The 14,308-nt window shown below is 47.7% G+C and carries 18 protein-coding genes; 10 read left to right on the top strand and 8 right to left on the bottom strand.

Features of this window, described 5'->3' with window-relative positions; genetic code table 11:
- Positions 1–15 precede the first annotated feature (15 nt).
- The gene (gene rpmB, locus C4S60_RS15620) at positions 16–252 is read left to right on the top strand and encodes a 50S ribosomal protein L28 (RefSeq protein WP_004728407.1); all 237 of its coding nucleotides are present in this window, start codon (positions 16–18) and stop codon (positions 250–252) included.
- Between the two features lie 13 nt (positions 253–265).
- Entirely contained in the window at positions 266–433 is a 168-nt protein-coding gene (gene rpmG / locus C4S60_RS15615) for a 50S ribosomal protein L33 (RefSeq protein WP_002535344.1), read from the top strand.
- A 113-nt stretch (positions 434–546) separates the two neighbouring features.
- Here rpmG and trmL read toward each other — a convergent pair whose 3' ends face one another.
- The 4 genes from trmL to C4S60_RS15595 form a co-directional block, all read right to left on the bottom strand.
- Complete coding sequence (gene trmL, locus C4S60_RS15610; protein WP_103881289.1) at positions 547–1,023, bottom strand: tRNA (uridine(34)/cytosine(34)/5-carboxymethylaminomethyluridine(34)-2'-O)-methyltransferase TrmL; 477 nt, start codon at positions 1,021–1,023, stop codon at positions 547–549.
- 127 nt (positions 1,024–1,150) lie between these two features.
- Complete coding sequence (locus C4S60_RS15605; RefSeq protein ID WP_103881288.1) at positions 1,151–2,275, bottom strand: M14 family metallopeptidase; 1,125 nt, start codon at positions 2,273–2,275, stop codon at positions 1,151–1,153.
- A 79-nt stretch (positions 2,276–2,354) separates the two neighbouring features.
- Positions 2,355–3,743, bottom strand: coding sequence for an envelope stress sensor histidine kinase CpxA (gene cpxA, locus C4S60_RS15600; protein ID WP_103881287.1), 1,389 nt, complete (start codon positions 3,741–3,743; stop codon positions 2,355–2,357).
- A 2-nt stretch (positions 3,744–3,745) separates the two neighbouring features.
- A complete protein-coding gene (locus tag C4S60_RS15595; RefSeq protein WP_103881286.1) occupies positions 3,746–4,429 on the bottom strand; it encodes a response regulator in 684 nt (227 codons plus the stop codon).
- Positions 4,430–4,600: 171 nt separating this feature from the next.
- On the opposite strand from C4S60_RS15595, the gene C4S60_RS15590 reads away from it, so the two are divergent.
- From C4S60_RS15590 to pfkA, 3 genes are all read left to right on the top strand, one after another.
- Positions 4,601–5,122 (top strand): CpxP family protein, encoded by a 522-nt coding sequence (locus tag C4S60_RS15590; protein ID WP_103881285.1) that lies wholly within the window; start codon positions 4,601–4,603, stop codon positions 5,120–5,122.
- 253 nt (positions 5,123–5,375) lie between these two features.
- On the top strand, positions 5,376–6,287 hold the full coding sequence (gene fieF, locus C4S60_RS15585; protein WP_103881284.1) for a CDF family cation-efflux transporter FieF: 912 nt from the start codon (positions 5,376–5,378) through the stop codon (positions 6,285–6,287).
- Between the two features lie 282 nt (positions 6,288–6,569).
- On the top strand, positions 6,570–7,532 hold the full coding sequence (pfkA, locus tag C4S60_RS15580; protein ID WP_103881283.1) for a 6-phosphofructokinase: 963 nt from the start codon (positions 6,570–6,572) through the stop codon (positions 7,530–7,532).
- 123 nt (positions 7,533–7,655) lie between these two features.
- Here pfkA and tpiA read toward each other — a convergent pair whose 3' ends face one another.
- Positions 7,656–8,429 (bottom strand): triose-phosphate isomerase, encoded by a 774-nt coding sequence (tpiA, locus tag C4S60_RS15575; RefSeq protein WP_006075481.1) that lies wholly within the window; start codon positions 8,427–8,429, stop codon positions 7,656–7,658.
- A 253-nt stretch (positions 8,430–8,682) separates the two neighbouring features.
- Between tpiA and C4S60_RS15570 the strand changes: the two genes are divergently transcribed.
- Positions 8,683–9,030, top strand: coding sequence for a 5-carboxymethyl-2-hydroxymuconate Delta-isomerase (locus C4S60_RS15570; protein WP_103881282.1), 348 nt, complete (start codon positions 8,683–8,685; stop codon positions 9,028–9,030).
- A 14-nt stretch (positions 9,031–9,044) separates the two neighbouring features.
- Entirely contained in the window at positions 9,045–9,470 is a 426-nt protein-coding gene (locus C4S60_RS15565; protein WP_103881281.1) for a DUF805 domain-containing protein, read from the top strand.
- 46 nt (positions 9,471–9,516) lie between these two features.
- Here the strand turns inward: C4S60_RS15565 and C4S60_RS15560 are convergent, their stop codons facing one another.
- The 3 genes from C4S60_RS15560 to glpX all read right to left on the bottom strand — a co-directional run bounded on the left by C4S60_RS15560 (position 9,517) and on the right by glpX (position 11,732).
- Positions 9,517–9,846, bottom strand: a complete 330-nt coding sequence (locus C4S60_RS15560) for a DUF3135 domain-containing protein (protein WP_103881280.1) — start codon at positions 9,844–9,846, stop codon at positions 9,517–9,519.
- A gap of 114 nt (positions 9,847–9,960) precedes the next feature.
- Complete coding sequence (locus C4S60_RS15555) at positions 9,961–10,578, bottom strand: helix-turn-helix transcriptional regulator (protein ID WP_103881279.1); 618 nt, start codon at positions 10,576–10,578, stop codon at positions 9,961–9,963.
- A 146-nt stretch (positions 10,579–10,724) separates the two neighbouring features.
- Positions 10,725–11,732, bottom strand: coding sequence for a class II fructose-bisphosphatase (gene glpX, locus C4S60_RS15550; protein ID WP_103881278.1), 1,008 nt, complete (start codon positions 11,730–11,732; stop codon positions 10,725–10,727).
- A gap of 321 nt (positions 11,733–12,053) precedes the next feature.
- Here glpX and zapB point away from each other — a divergent pair, with 321 nt between their 5' ends.
- The 3 genes from zapB to C4S60_RS15535 all read left to right on the top strand — a co-directional run bounded on the left by zapB (position 12,054) and on the right by C4S60_RS15535 (position 14,288).
- Positions 12,054–12,296 (top strand): cell division protein ZapB, encoded by a 243-nt coding sequence (gene zapB / locus C4S60_RS15545; RefSeq protein ID WP_103881277.1) that lies wholly within the window; start codon positions 12,054–12,056, stop codon positions 12,294–12,296.
- Positions 12,297–12,492: 196 nt separating this feature from the next.
- On the top strand, positions 12,493–13,134 hold the full coding sequence (locus C4S60_RS15540) for a TetR/AcrR family transcriptional regulator (protein ID WP_103881276.1): 642 nt from the start codon (positions 12,493–12,495) through the stop codon (positions 13,132–13,134).
- A gap of 170 nt (positions 13,135–13,304) precedes the next feature.
- Positions 13,305–14,288, top strand: a complete 984-nt coding sequence (locus tag C4S60_RS15535; RefSeq protein WP_103881351.1) for an acetyltransferase — start codon at positions 13,305–13,307, stop codon at positions 14,286–14,288.
- Positions 14,289–14,308: the final 20 nt, after the last annotated feature.

Genomic DNA, 14,308 nt, shown 5'->3' with positions numbered 1-14,308 from the left:
TTGGAGAAGACATTCATGTCCCGAGTATGCCAAGTAACTGGTAAGCGTCCTGTAACGGGTAACAACCGTTCACACGCACGAAATGCTACCAAGCGTCGTTTTCTGCCGAACCTACAAACTCATCGTTTCTGGGTAGAAAGCGAAAAACGCTTTGTTAAACTACGTCTGACCGCTAAGGGTATGCGTATTATTGATAAGAAAGGCATCGATGCTGTTCTTGTTGATATCCGTGCTCGTGGCGAGAACGTATAAGAGGAATTAAGCAATGGCTAAAGGCATTCGTGAGAAAATTCGTCTAGTATCTTCTGCAGGTACTGGTCACTTCTACACAACTGACAAGAACAAGCGTAACATGCCAGGCAAATTTGAGATCAAAAAGTTTGATCCAGTTGTTCGCCAACACGTTATGTACAAAGAAGCTAAAATCAAGTAATTGATAAGTTTCTTCTTGTTACGTATTGAAAACCCAGCCTAGTGCTGGGTTTTTTATTGCCTGTTATTTAAGCCTTTAGTTAATAAAGGCGGTTTGTTATTGGCAAACAGGGCTTAGATTGCCCCGTCAAATCCGAATTGGCGCCACGCTTCATACGCTATGATGGCGACAGCATTCGACAGGTTGAGACTGCGGGCATCCGGCATCATCGGAATGCGAATGCGCTGCTCCATCGGTAGACTTTCGATGATCTCTGCAGGCAGGCCGCGAGTTTCTGGGCCAAATAACAGCACATCACCTTGCTGATATTGTGCATCCGTGTGGTGTCCAGTGGTTTTTGTGGTGCAGGCAAACAAACGATAGTCCGGGTTATTTTCCTTCAGGTAAGCAAGAAAGGCGGTGTAATTTTTATGGCGCTTTACTCGGGCAAGATCATGGTAGTCGAGTCCCGCTCGGCGTACTTTTTTCTCTTCCAAGTCAAATCCAAGTGGCTCAATTAGGTGCAAGTTAGCCCCACAATTGGCACAAAGTCGGATTATATTACCGGTATTGGGTGCAATTTCTGGCTCGTACAGAGCAATATCAAACATAGCGTCGTTCTAATAAATTTGAGTCATGCCTTAGTATACCCGAACTGCCATTGAAAGTGAGCCAAGGGTAGCGATCTGACACCGCAAAAAAAAGCGCACATCAGGCGTGCGCTCGGGTTTGGCTGCTTTAGAGTTTGTTCGTCACAACCAGGGTAGCGGCGAGCATGTCGTGGCCAAACTTGATGCTGCGCTCTGGAGACCAGCCATAAAGCGGATCTGGATAATTGTTGTTGTCTTTAAACGGCATTTCGATGGTATAGGACAGGCAGCGGAACTGCTCTGCTACCCAGTTTGAGCCGACGGTCAAATTGGCTTTACCCGCTTCATCTTTGTCATAACCATAATCATCCTGGAATTCGGGGGTCACGGTCAGCAGCGCCTGCTTGAATGTGCTTTCAAGGTCGGCGTGACGTTTATCGTAAGAAGGAATGCCCTCGGAGCCTGCGGCAAAATTGTAGGGGATGGCCTCATCACCGTGAATATCCAAAAACATGTCGACACCAGTTTGCAGCATGCGTTCACGTACTAGATAGACCTCTGGGCTTTTCTCCATCGAAGGTGACTGCCACTCTCGATTGAGGTTGACTCCGATGGCGTTGGTTCTCAAATGACCTCGAATGCTACCATCTGGGTTCATATTCGGTACCACATAGAGTACGGCCTGTTCGAGTAGCGCCTGCGCGGTGGTGTCGGTGTCATCAACCAGTCGCTGGATCATGCCTTCCATGAACCATTCTGCCATGGTCTCTCCTGGGTGCTGGCGTGCGATAATCCAAATGTTCTTCTTACCGGGTTCAGGTTCACCGAATGTCAGTAATGACATATCGTGACCATCGAGAGTGTGCCCCAATGTCTCCAGCGTACAGTGATGTTCATTTTGCGCCATATGGAGCAAGTCCTGATGGCGGTCATAACTGTAGGGGGCGAAGTAAGCGAAGTACATCGAACCGCGTTCGGGCAGAACGTGGAAAGTCAGGACGTCACCGTCAAACTCGGAAGGAATGCGGAACCATTCTTCACGATCATAAGAAGCAACGACGTCATACCCCTTCCATCCTTCAGGGTAGGCCGATTTCGCTAGCTCGAGCAGTTTGATGGTGTGTGCCATTTCCGCCTGTGTTTCCAGACGGAAATGGAACCATTGGTAAAATTCGGACTGATTGTCACTGACAATGCGAACTTGAATGTCGTCTGGGCTGTCCGCTTTGACGACCTGAATATTGCCGCTTTCGAAATTACTGAAAATCTTCATCTGGTGGATTCTCTATCGTGTATGTTGAGCTAAGGTGCCGATATTACCACAATGAGTGTAGACCAGTTTGACGTCCAGACTACAACGGCAGCTCAACATGCATTTTTAATCCCCCTAGCGGACTTCTGGAGGCTTCAATCTTGCCACTGTGCTGCAAGATGGCGGTCTGGGTGATCGCGAGCCCGAGGCCGGTACCGCCGGAGTCTCGATCGCGCGCGGTTGAGACGCGGTAAAACGGCCTGAAGATGTCCTGAAGTTCTTCATCTGGGACACCTGAGCCGTCATCTTCCACATCAATGAGCAGCTTATCTTTAGTTGTGGTCAGTTGGATTTCAATGCGGGACTGGCCATAACGAATGGCATTACGCACAATGTTTTCAATTGCACTCATTAATAGCTTTGGATTACCCGCGACATGTACGTCTGGAATTGAAGTAAATTGCAGGCGTTTTCCAAGTTGTTCGGCTTCGAATTGAGCATCGTTGAAAATCTCCTCCCAAAGGCTGCTGGCCGGTTGTACCTCGCGTGCGACATGGTTGTCGGTATTCATTCGTGACAGTTCCAGCAACTCACCAATCATCTGCTCAAGCCTTTGGGCTTCGGTATCGATGCGCAGTAACTCGGGACTGTCCCCTTGTTTACGTGTCGCCAGAGCTGTAGCCATTCTGAGCCGGGTGAGGGGGGAACGTAATTCATGAGAAATATCAGACAACAGGCGTTGTTGACCGGAAATCATTTGATTGACCGCGAGGACCATTTGGTTGAAGCTGCTGCCAGCTTGCCTGAACTCGGAGGTGCCTTTTTCAAGATCGGGATCCGGCTTGAACTCACCATTCGCCACGCGTTTCGCCGCCCGCTCCAGGCGTCGGGCGGGTTGACTCAAAGCCCAGGCCAGCCACAACAATAGCGGGGTGCTGACCGCCATCACCGCGAACAACAACTGAAACGGCCTATCGAACATGCGTAACAAAAAAGGTGGCGGTTGATTCCAGCGCAGGCCAACATACAGATAGAGTTCTTGATTAGCCAGTTCAATCGGCAGAGGACCGGCTAACATATACCGGCCATACAGCTTTTGCATTGGCGTTTCAGGATTATCTACGGATGTAATAAAGTTTTTGAGTGCCTTGACCTTAAAGTCTTCATGCTTACGGGTACTGAGAATGTTGCCTTCCTTGTCGGCAAGAAACAGTCTGGGTGTCTGCGGCTTTCTGTTCATGTGAGTACGTTCCGCGTCAGCGCTATCTAGCTGATAAATGATCCGACTCAAATGGGTTTGATTTGAAAAGCGCTGTTCGACACGATCTCTTAGAGACAGTATCTGCTGCAAGGGCTCGCCTGAGATCTCTTTCGCGATGCGCGGATCCAAATGTGGCAAAGAAAGTACCGCAATGAGAACCAGTAGCATGGTAAACCAGAAGATAGCGAATATTCGCCCGTAGAGACTGGTGATCTTCGGCAGCTTCATGACTACTCCTTCACCAATAAGTAGCCACGGCCACGCAGTGTCTTGATGCGTGGTTTGGCGTCAGGCCTTTCCGGCAGTTTTTTACGCAGGTTCGAAACATGCATGTCCACAGCACGATCAAACGCTGAGAGTCGTTTGCCCAGCACATCTAAACTTAAAGATTCTTTAGTCAGAGTTTCTCCAGGATGCTGAATAAAGTAGTGCAGTAGAGCGAATTCCGTCGTGGTCAGGTCGAGCAGTTGTCCCTGACACAGAGCCTCTTGCTTACCGGGAAACACCTCAATATCATCGAAATTAAGGCTATCGGAGTGATGTTTGTCGGGCTTTGTCTGAGTTCTGCGCAGAATCGCCTTAATGCGAGCTAGTAGCTCCCGATCACTGAACGGTTTCGGCAGGTAGTCATCAGCACCCAGTTCAAGGCCGATAACTCGATCGATTTCTTCGCCTTTTGCCGTGAGCATCAATACCGGAGTTTCCCACGATTCTCGGAGTTTCTTGAGTGTATCCATGCCATTAAGTCGGGGCATCATGACATCCATTAACACCAGATCGATGCCATCGCTCATCGTCTCCAAACCTGCTATGCCATCATTGGCTTCCGAGACCTCAAACCCTTCAAAGCTCAATATGTCTTTTAACAAACTGGTCAGTTCTGTGTCGTCATCAATGATAAGAATGTGTGCCATAGGTTGCCTCTTAAATGCGCGTTGCCTTGTAATAATAAAGCTTTCACTACCAGAAAAAGCTATCTTTACGATTATTTACGCTCACTGTACGTTCCTTTACTCATCAGTCCCTATTCTATACTCAAGCGCTGCAGAGGCAGCCATGGTATGAATCACATAAAGGTAAAGATTATGAAATTTTCTAAGAAACTGGTTATCGCTGCAACGGTTCTTCCTCTCGCTCTGGGTTCAGCAAGTGCACTGGCGTATGGTGGTGGCAAGGGTGGTCATCATGGCAAAGGTGGTGAAGGTATGTGTGGTGGATTTGACGGTAAGCGCATATTCCGCGACCTGGATTTGACTGACGCACAAAAAGAGCAAATGAAACAGCTTCGCCAACAAAGTCGCGATGATATGCGTGGCCAGTTTGCCGGGGATTTCGCGACTAAGAAAGCAGAAATGCAGGCGCGTCACCAAAAGATGCAATCACTGGTATTAGCTGATAGTTTTAACGCCGACGCTGCCAATGCTTTAGCGGCCGAAATGGTTCAACAGCAAACCGAACGCCGAGTTAAGATATTGGAGAAACAACATGAGATGTTAAATATTCTTACTCCAGAGCAAAAAGAGAAGTTTAAGCAGTTGCAGCAAGAGCGTATGGAGAACTGCTTGGCAAAAATAGAATCACGCGCGGAGAAACGCTCTGCCCAGTAACACAGCGCGCCAGGCAGAATAAATCCCTAAAGACCACGAACTGGTATTATGTTCGTGGTTTTTTATTTTGAACAATAAAAATAATGGGGCCATTTCGCTAAAATCCCAACGCTTCACTTGTTGTGTGTTCGAGTTGGAGTAAGCTTTTGTCACCATTTCCTCAGTTATTCACGCGGCTTTTTTCTATTCATGTCACTATTTATCAGTATACTTGCAGAGTATTTTGAAATGACGTCAAGGAACGAGCGCAAGCATGACCAAGGACAATTACGCTAAGTTAGTGACGACAGCTGCATGGGCAGCGACGACCGTTGCTACCATTCTTCTTATTGCCAAAGTGATCACTTGGTGGGTGACAGGATCAGTGAGTTTACTGGCCTCATTGATCGACTCTCTGCTGGATATTGCCGCCTCCTTTGTCAATCTTCTGGTGGTGCGTTATTCCCTGCAACCGGCTGACAAAGAACATACCTTTGGTCATGGTAAAGCCGAATCGCTGGCCGCACTGGCTCAGGCGATGTTTATTTCTGGTTCTGCCTGTTTCCTGATTCTGAACGGGGTGGATCGCTTTTTCAGACCTCATGAACTGAACTCACCCGAATTAGGGATTTATGTCAGTTTATTTGCATTGATTGCCACCTCGGGTCTTGTGGCGTTTCAAAAACATGTCGTGCGCAAAACGGGCAGTCAGGCTATCGCAGCAGATTCATTGCATTATCAGACAGACCTCTATATGAATGCAGCCATTATGGTTGCGCTGGGGCTGAGCTGGTATGGAATTGGTCAGGCGGACTCGGTATTCGCTGTTGCAATTGGTGTCTTTATTCTGATCAGTGCTATCAAGATGGCGTATCAGGCAATACAGTCGTTATTGGATCGCCAGTTACCTGAAGAGGAGTTGGTAACCATCCGACGTCTGTGCACTGAGGTGGAAGGGGTGCTCGGTGTCCATCAATTGCGTACACGCATGTCAGGACCAGTGCGTTTTATTCAGTTACATCTGGAGTTGGACGATCATTTGCCTTTGATTGAAGCTCATAAGATCGCCGACCAGGCTGAAGCCAGGGTTATGCAGGCTTTTCCCGAGGCTGACGTTATTATTCATCAAGATCCTTACTCTGTTGTACTTTCAGAAGAAAAACAACAAAAAGAGCAAGACTGGTGAGAAGGGGCCCGGTTGAAGGCGTATTAGGGCAGTGAGCATTGATGGCAATGTTAAAAGCGATTGTCTATTATCAAGGCTCGTGATAAAAAAGTGCGATTCTGATGTGAATCAACGCAATTGATCTTATAAACTGTAATACTCTTACATAAGTAATAAAGTTACGTCAGTGATGTTTTGGGGAACACACTGAAGATCGTAGCGACAACAACAAGAATTCCGTATGTCGCAAAATATGCGCCATACTCAAATTTGAAATTTAGATTGCCAAAATCGAGGGTGAGCATGATTAAGAAAATCGGTGTTTTGACAAGTGGTGGTGATGCACCAGGTATGAATGCTGCGGTACGTGGCGTAGTTCGTACCGCTTTGTCAGCGGATTTAGAAGTATACGGTGTATACGACGGTTATCTGGGTCTTTACGAAGACCGTATCCAAAAGCTAGATCGTTCAAGCGTTTCTGACGTGATCAACCGTGGCGGTACTTTCTTAGGTTCTGCACGCTTCCCTGAATTTAAAGAAGTGGAAGTGCGTGAAAAAGCGATCGAGAACCTGAAGAAGCACGGTATCGATGCTCTTGTTGTTATCGGTGGTGACGGTTCTTACATGGGTGCTAAGAAGCTGACAGAGATGGGTTACCCATGTATCGGTCTTCCGGGTACTATCGATAACGATATCGCTGGTACAGATTACACGATTGGTTATCTGACCGCTCTAAACACAGTTATCGATGCAATCGACCGTCTACGTGACACTTCTTCATCTCACCAGCGTATCTCTATTGTTGAGATCATGGGCCGCCACTGCGGTGACCTAACACTGATGTCTGCAATCGCTGGTGGCTGTGAGTACATCATTACGCCTGAAACGGGTCTAAATAAAGATCAGTTAATTGCTAACATTCAGGACGGCATCGCGAAAGGTAAGAAGCACGCCATCATCGCGCTTACTGAGCTTATGATGGATGCAAACGAACTGGCTAAAGAGATCGAAACTGCAACGGGTCGTGAAACTCGTGCGACGGTTCTTGGTCACATCCAACGTGGTGGTCGTCCAACCGCGTTTGACCGCGTACTAGCGTCTCGTATGGGTAACTATGCAGTACACCTTCTAATGGAAGGTCAGGGTGGTCGTTGTGTTGGTATCCAGAAAGAACAGCTGGTACACCATGACATCATCGACGCGATCGAGAACATGAAGCGTCCGGTGCGCGATGACCTGTTTAAGGTTGCAGAAGAGTTGTTCTAAACCGAATTGACTTTAGAGACAATAAACCGCGGCCTGAGTCGCGGTTTTTTTATGTCTCCATTTCGTGAAGGCATAAAAAAAACAGGCTCGAATGAGCCTGTTTTTTAGTAATGCGATAAGCGATTACTTAGCTTTTGCCGCCGCCGCTGCTTTAGCGATTGCTGCGAAGCTCTTAGCATCAAGAGATGCACCACCAACTAGAGCACCGTCGATGTCTGGTTGTGAGAAGTATGCTTCAGCGTTTTCTGGCTTAACAGAACCACCGTACTGGATGATAACTTGCTCAGCAACTGCTGCGTCTTTCTCTGCGATTAGCGCACGGATAGAAGCGTGGATGCGTTGTGCATCTTCAGCTGTCGCTGCTTTACCAGTACCGATAGCCCAGATTGGCTCGTATGCGATGATAGCGTCGTTTAGTGCTTCAACACCGTACGCGTCGATCACTGCATTGATTTGACGTGCACAAACTGCTTCAGTTTCGCCCGCTTCGTTTTGAGCTTCAGATTCACCGATACAGAAAACTGGCTTCAGGCCGTTCTCTTTTAGGAATGCAAATTTCTTAGCGATGAACTCGTCAGATTCGTTGTGGTATTCACGACGCTCTGAGTGACCGATAATGATGTGAGAAGCACCAAAGTCTTTAAGCATTTCTGGAGACATGTCGCCAGTGAATGCACCGCTGTTGTTTAGGTCTGTGTTTTGTGCACCAAGGATGATCTTGTTGCCGCCTTCAGCGATTACGCGCTCTGCCAGGTCGATGTATAGCGCAGGTGGAGCTACCGCCACGTCTACACCAGTTACGCCTTCAAGTTCAGCGTTTAGGCCAGTTAGCAGCTCAGTTACCATTGCTTTGCTGCCGTTGAGTTTCCAGTTACCCATAACTACAGGTTGACGCATGAGATTTTCTCCAAAATCAGTGTTTGTAAAAAACGAATGTAAAAAATAAACGTGATTACGAAAGAATATAACAGATTAATTCATGTAGATCATGATTGGGGTCATTTCTTTATCGCTTTCATATCTCATCCGAGCAATCAAGCGCAAAGGGTGACGTCAGTGATCCAGTAAACAGAATAATAGATTACTTCTCGGAATTTGCCTCCCGGCTTGCTATATCTTGTCGCCCAAAGGTCAGAAATAGGGAAGTAACATGCCGAACCTTGTATTGGAATACTCGAATACCGCCGACGAAAGACTGAATGTGCAGGGATTACTGGAGGATCTGCACCGAGTCACGCTAAACTGTGGGTTATTCGAGAAAGATTCTGTCAAATCCCGCTCCCTGCGTTGCCACAACTGGTTGATTGGTGAGCATGGTGACCGAGAAGACTTTGTACATATTAGCTTTGAATTGTTATCGGGTCGAAGCGAGGAGCAGAAGCGAGACCTGTCAAGGAAGCTAATGGAAGTGCTCAGAGAGCAAGCCAGCCACATTAAGAGCTTGACGATTAACGTTCGTGATATGGATAAGGCCTGCTTTCAGAAAATTATTAATTAGTAAGAGATGAAGTGATGTCGTTTAAATCGTTACTGTTTTCGTTTCAGGGTCGGGTAGGGCGCAAGACGTTCTGGATGTGGAATGTTTGCTACTACATGGCAATCATGTTGTTTGCGCAAGGGATCAATATTTTGTTTCCTGGGCTAGTTCACATATTGCTACCGCTGTTTTTGATCGTTATTTTGATCCCCGATTTAGCCATCACGGCAAAACGCTGGCATGACCGTAACAAATCCAATTGGTGGTTACTGTTGAATATTCCGCTGGTATTTGGTCGCATGAGCCTGCCAACACTGGATCCGGCAACGGCCGCTCAGCCATCTCAGGTGCAGGGGCTGATTTCATTTGCCGCATTAGGTTGCGGCTTGTGGATCCTGATTGAGTGTGGATTCATGAAGGGAACACCCGGCAATAACCGATACGGCAGTGAGCCACAATAAACTAAAACAGGAAGCGTGAGCTTCCTGTTTTAGTTTTGCTACTTGCTCAGCGCCAGTGGGAATGACGGTTAAAGGGAATGATATCCGCAGTGCGTAGGGAGCGATCATTTTCGCCGTTGAGTGCTTGAGAGAATTTCACTATTTGCTTGTGCAGCTCTTGTCTAAGCAGCACATTGGCATGTATAGGGTTGCTGGCTCGTTCCAGAAGACGTTCGATATGAGATTGCTGTGCCTGTAATCGAGGCTGCATATCACTGGAGCAGGAAGCGATATAGCGCTCGCACAACTCATGTCTGAGTTGACTCAGCTGCTCGGGGTGCTCCTTCGCCATTGCCATCAGTTCTTCGAACGATGGAAGTGTGATTGGGTCCGCCATTGTCTCTCCTCTCGCTGTGATTTCTCCTCGCCCATATATTGAGCCTAGAAGTTAATGAGAAAAGACAAAATGAAATTGTTCTCTGTCTCATGGCTGAGACGAATGAGTGCTAGGCTACTTTGCCGTGAACTTATAAACGCAGCGCCTTGCGCCTTTGACGATATGCTCCTGTCGTTGTACCTCAACATCGTCTCCCACCAGAGCCCGAAACACGTTGAGTTCGGACTGACAGAGAGTTTCGCAGCGTGAGGCCGCCTTGCAGATAGGGCAGTGGTTCTCAATCAGATGATACCCGTCTTCAGCCGTGATGAGCTCAGCCATGTACCCGTCCTGTTCCCGTAATTCGGTCAACTTCGTCACTTTACTCAGAAGGTCGGGTAGCATGTCAAAATGGGGGCGGTAGCTTGTCAGCGTATTCTGTTCCCGTTCTTTTGATACCTTACTGAGGCCTTCGTTTCCAAAGACTTGCTCTATGGCATCAATAAACTGAATAGTGAGGTCACTGTGTCGGTCGGAAAAACGGGCATGCCCTTTACTGGTCAATGACCAGTGACGATTCGGGCGGCCAACCTTGACTTTGACATCTTCAAAACGTAACAGCCCTTCTTCTTCCAGGCTCTGTAAGTGTTGTCTGGCACCCATCGTAGTGATGCTTAAACGCTGGGCGATTTGTTTTGCCGTCACCGCGCCTTCTCGTTTGATGATGTCTATGATCTGGTCTGTGGCTTTCATTAGTACGTCCGTTTCTTAATTCAGCCTATTGGTAAGTCGAGTTGAGATATTATGGCGGATAAGGTTAATAAAGCAAATCATTTACTATTCTATCGCAGTTAAAAAAAGCGCCGGTCACAACCGGCGCTTGATTAGCATTGGACGGATTACAGGATAATATCGCGGATTTCTGGATCTTTGCGCTCCAGATAATGCGTAGACTTAATGCGACGAATTGTACGGCAGCGGCCGCGAATAAGCAGCGTTTCAGTTGTCGCGATATTACCTTGGCGAGCGATCCCTTCAAGCAGATCACCTTTGGTAATTCCCGTCGCGCTGAAGACCACATTATCACTGCGCGCCATGTCTTCCATTTTCAGAACGATATTGGCTTCGACGCCCATTTCATGGCAGCGTGCCAGTTCCAGTTCACCCGCCTTGCGGTTCTCTTCATTATCCCCTTTCACTTCGTGACGAGGCAGCAGACGGCCATTCATGTCGCCATCCAGCGCACGAATAACGGCAGCGGATACGACGCCTTCAGGTGCACCACCAATGCAGTACATCACATCCACTTCGCTGTCTGGCATACAGGTCAGGATAGACGCCGCCACGTCGCCGTCTGGCACGGCAAAAACGCGCACGCCCATTGTTTGCATTTCGGCAATGACGTCATCATGGCGAGGTTTTGCTAGTGTGGTCACAACCAGAGTATCCAGAGGCTTGCCCAGTGCTGCCGCGATGCTTTTCAGGTTCTCTGCCAGTGGCTTGTTGAGGTCAATAACCCCCTTAGCGCCTGGGCCAACAACCAATTTTTCCATGTACATATCCGGAGCTTTCAAGAAGCTTCCTTTTTCTCCTGCCGCCAATACGGCCAGCGCATTGGACTGCCCCATTGCGGTCATTCGGGTGCCCTCTATCGGGTCAACCGCGATATCTACCGCATCACCGCCGATGCCGACCTGTTCACCGATATACAGCATAGGAGCATCATCAATCTCTCCTTCACCGATCACGATTTCGCCATCAATGTCGGTTTTGTTCAGTAAGCTGCGCATGACCTCCACAGCTGCACCATCAGCTGCATTCTTGTCGCCTCGGCCTAGCCATTTATAGCCTGCTAGGGCGGCACCTTCGGTAACTCGTGAAAAAGCCATTGCTAAATCGCGCTTCATACTGACTCCAATTAAATGAAAAATGACAAAAGGATTTGTGGCGCGAATTCTAGCATATCAGAAAGGAAACGTTTGCTTTTTTGTCGGTTTGGTCGCTAACTTGCCGCTAACTTTTTATTAAGTAGTGATAAAAAGCATCGGACTGTGAGCCTGCAACCCAGAGCTGGAGAACGCTGAGCAAGCTTTAAGTAAGGCTTTTGTCATTTTGCGATGCTTTTTTGACCGAATGGTGAAAATTCTGCAATATAGGACGTGTCTATCTTCTCTATGCTGAGTAGAATGGGGCAACATAACACAGGATTAAACTAAGGGTAGGCCGAGATGTCTTTTGAAGTACTGGAACAACTAGAAGCAAAAATTCAAACTGCAGTCGACACAATCGCTCTTCTTCAAATGGAAGTGGAAGAGTTGAAAGAAGAGAAAGCGCAACTAGCAACTCAAGCTGAAGAGCTACGTAGCAGTCGTGAAGAGTTGGTTCAAAAGTCTGAACAGATGCAACGTGAACATAGCCAGTGGCAAGAGCGCATTCGCAGCCTGCTAGGCAAGATGGACGAAGTGGAGTAACACACTGTCGTCAAAAGCTTTTAAAAAGCACTTCGGGTGAAGTGCTTTTTTTATACCCTTTAAACCCAGTGCTTAAGGGATGCCTGGTCACTCAGGTATATCATTTTGGTCTAACCAGTATAACTCACCGTCTCTTGACTTTTCGAGCACAAGTTGAGCACGTATACTAACTCTAACTAGGGAAAGGAAAGTTAGAATGAAAACACGCGACAAAATAGTGTATGCCGCCCTCGATTTGTTTAATTCGGATGGTGAGCGCAACGTGACGACCAACCATATCGCTGCCCACATTGAGATCAGTCCAGGTAATCTCTATTACCATTTCCGTAATAAACAAGAGATTGTGCGAGAGATCTTTGCACTCTATTCTCATGAGCTCATAGAGCGTTTTACCCCTATTCAGGGGCAGCAGGAAAGTTTGGGTTTACTTAAACACTATCTCGATTCTATCTTTAACCTGATGTGGAAGTACCGTTTTTTCTACGCCAACCTACCCGAGATTTTGCAGCGTGACGACAAGTTACATGAAGAGTACATCGAGGTTCAGGAGCGATTACAGGGAAACTTGGTCAATATCCTCAAAGCATTTGTAGAGCTGGAACTTTTGGCGATTGATGACAACGAGCTAAAGTCACTGGTCACGACGCTACATATGATGGCTGTCGGCTGGCTCAGTTATCAGTCGGCTATGTCACCTAAGACCAAAATCACCGAAGAAGTCATCCAGCAGGGCATGCTGCATATGATCAATGTGGTGAAGCCACTATCGACCTCCAAAGGAAGAGAGCAGCTCTCTCTGCTGGAAGACGGAGTGAAAATGATGAGTAGTTCTCTGTGATCAGTTGCTTGTTCCGGCTGGAAGTTATCTAGGGCTGCTCTATTTAAGGCAGTCCCACTGTAGGCATTCCCACCTAAAGATATGATATATAGCCAATTCGTATTGTCATCAACCCTGCTATCTTAGTAGGGTTGATGCTTTAGGGGGGGCGAAATAGGATGGTTGATAAAGTGCATTATGATGTGTTCAATGGCGATGCCGATGGCATTCTCGCTTTGCTGCAGTTGCGGTTGGCAGAGCCCAAAACGTCGGTATTAATATCGGGAATTAAGCGCGATATTGCTTTACTCAAGCAAGTCCCTGTCGTTCAGGCCAGTTCGGTGACCGTACTGGATGTGTCTATGGACAAAAACCAGACTGCACTCGATCAGCTTTTGGATCATCATGTTCCGGTTACTTATATCGATCACCATAAAGCTTCCAGTATTCCTGATGTTGACGGGCTTTCCGCTCACATCGACCTAGATGCGAATACCTGCAGTGCTTTAATCGTGGATCGGCTGCTCGAGGGGCAGTATCGTACTTGGGCGATTGCCGCAGCCTATGGCGATAATATGTTCGACAGTGCTGAGCGTCTGGCTAAAGAGCTAGGGTTAAATCTGCAACAGAGAGAGTTCCTGAAACAGCTCGGCACACTAGTGAATTACAACGGTTATGGTGAGAGCCTGGAAGATTTACACTTTAATCCGGTTGAATTGTTCCAGATACTCTTGGCATACCCTGATCCTTTTCTTTGTCAGCAAGACCCTGACTCTCCGTATTATGTTCTGAGAGAGGCCTTTGAACAGGATGAAGCTGCCGTCAGTGATGCTGAGGTTGTGTTTGAGTCCGAGGTACTCAAAGTCATACAACTTCCAGCGATCGCGGCTGCAAGGCGTATGTCAGGGACACTGATAAATCGTCTGGCTAATGAGGCACCAACGCAAGCGCATATTTCACTGGTGGCGAGAACCCAGGAAGGGCCGAGTGACGAGCCGTACTACACCGTCTCTGTCAGAGCACCACTTGTCAACAAGCAAGGCGCAGGGGATATTTGTGCACAGTTCGTCAGTGGTGGAGGGCGAGCGGCTGCGGGTGGTATCAACGAGTTACCGGAACATCAGATTCCCAAACTTATCGACACCGCTCTGGCGTATTATTCTTCCAGAACCTAGAACCTAGAACCTAGAACCTA

The sequence above is a fragment of the Vibrio hangzhouensis genome, from assembly GCF_900107935.1.
Classification (GTDB): domain Bacteria; phylum Pseudomonadota; class Gammaproteobacteria; order Enterobacterales; family Vibrionaceae; genus Vibrio; species Vibrio hangzhouensis.
This window is presented reverse-complemented; position numbering and strand designations above follow the sequence as displayed.

What these genes read in the sequence shown, in the direction of transcription:
- C4S60_RS15570 (WP_103881282.1), top strand. Translation starts at nt 8,683, where the DNA reads ATGCCGAACCTTGTATTGGAATACTCGAATACCGCCGACGAAAGACTG.
- zapB (WP_103881277.1), top strand. Translation starts at nt 12,054, where the DNA reads ATGTCTTTTGAAGTACTGGAACAACTAGAAGCAAAAATTCAAACTGCA.
- pfkA (WP_103881283.1), top strand. Translation starts at nt 6,570, where the DNA reads ATGATTAAGAAAATCGGTGTTTTGACAAGTGGTGGTGATGCACCAGGT.
- fieF (WP_103881284.1), top strand. Translation starts at nt 5,376, where the DNA reads ATGACCAAGGACAATTACGCTAAGTTAGTGACGACAGCTGCATGGGCA.
- C4S60_RS15565 (WP_103881281.1), top strand. Translation starts at nt 9,045, where the DNA reads ATGTCGTTTAAATCGTTACTGTTTTCGTTTCAGGGTCGGGTAGGGCGC.
- tpiA (WP_006075481.1), bottom strand. Translation starts at nt 8,429, where the DNA reads ATGCGTCAACCTGTAGTTATGGGTAACTGGAAACTCAACGGCAGCAAA.
- cpxA (WP_103881287.1), bottom strand. Translation starts at nt 3,743, where the DNA reads ATGAAGCTGCCGAAGATCACCAGTCTCTACGGGCGAATATTCGCTATC.
- rpmG (WP_002535344.1), top strand. Translation starts at nt 266, where the DNA reads ATGGCTAAAGGCATTCGTGAGAAAATTCGTCTAGTATCTTCTGCAGGT.
- C4S60_RS15605 (WP_103881288.1), bottom strand. Translation starts at nt 2,275, where the DNA reads ATGAAGATTTTCAGTAATTTCGAAAGCGGCAATATTCAGGTCGTCAAA.
- rpmB (WP_004728407.1), top strand. Translation starts at nt 16, where the DNA reads ATGTCCCGAGTATGCCAAGTAACTGGTAAGCGTCCTGTAACGGGTAAC.
- trmL (WP_103881289.1), bottom strand. Translation starts at nt 1,023, where the DNA reads ATGTTTGATATTGCTCTGTACGAGCCAGAAATTGCACCCAATACCGGT.
- C4S60_RS15560 (WP_103881280.1), bottom strand. Translation starts at nt 9,846, where the DNA reads ATGGCGGACCCAATCACACTTCCATCGTTCGAAGAACTGATGGCAATG.
- C4S60_RS15555 (WP_103881279.1), bottom strand. Translation starts at nt 10,578, where the DNA reads ATGAAAGCCACAGACCAGATCATAGACATCATCAAACGAGAAGGCGCG.
- C4S60_RS15540 (WP_103881276.1), top strand. Translation starts at nt 12,493, where the DNA reads ATGAAAACACGCGACAAAATAGTGTATGCCGCCCTCGATTTGTTTAAT.
- C4S60_RS15590 (WP_103881285.1), top strand. Translation starts at nt 4,601, where the DNA reads ATGAAATTTTCTAAGAAACTGGTTATCGCTGCAACGGTTCTTCCTCTC.
- C4S60_RS15595 (WP_103881286.1), bottom strand. Translation starts at nt 4,429, where the DNA reads ATGGCACACATTCTTATCATTGATGACGACACAGAACTGACCAGTTTG.
- glpX (WP_103881278.1), bottom strand. Translation starts at nt 11,732, where the DNA reads ATGAAGCGCGATTTAGCAATGGCTTTTTCACGAGTTACCGAAGGTGCC.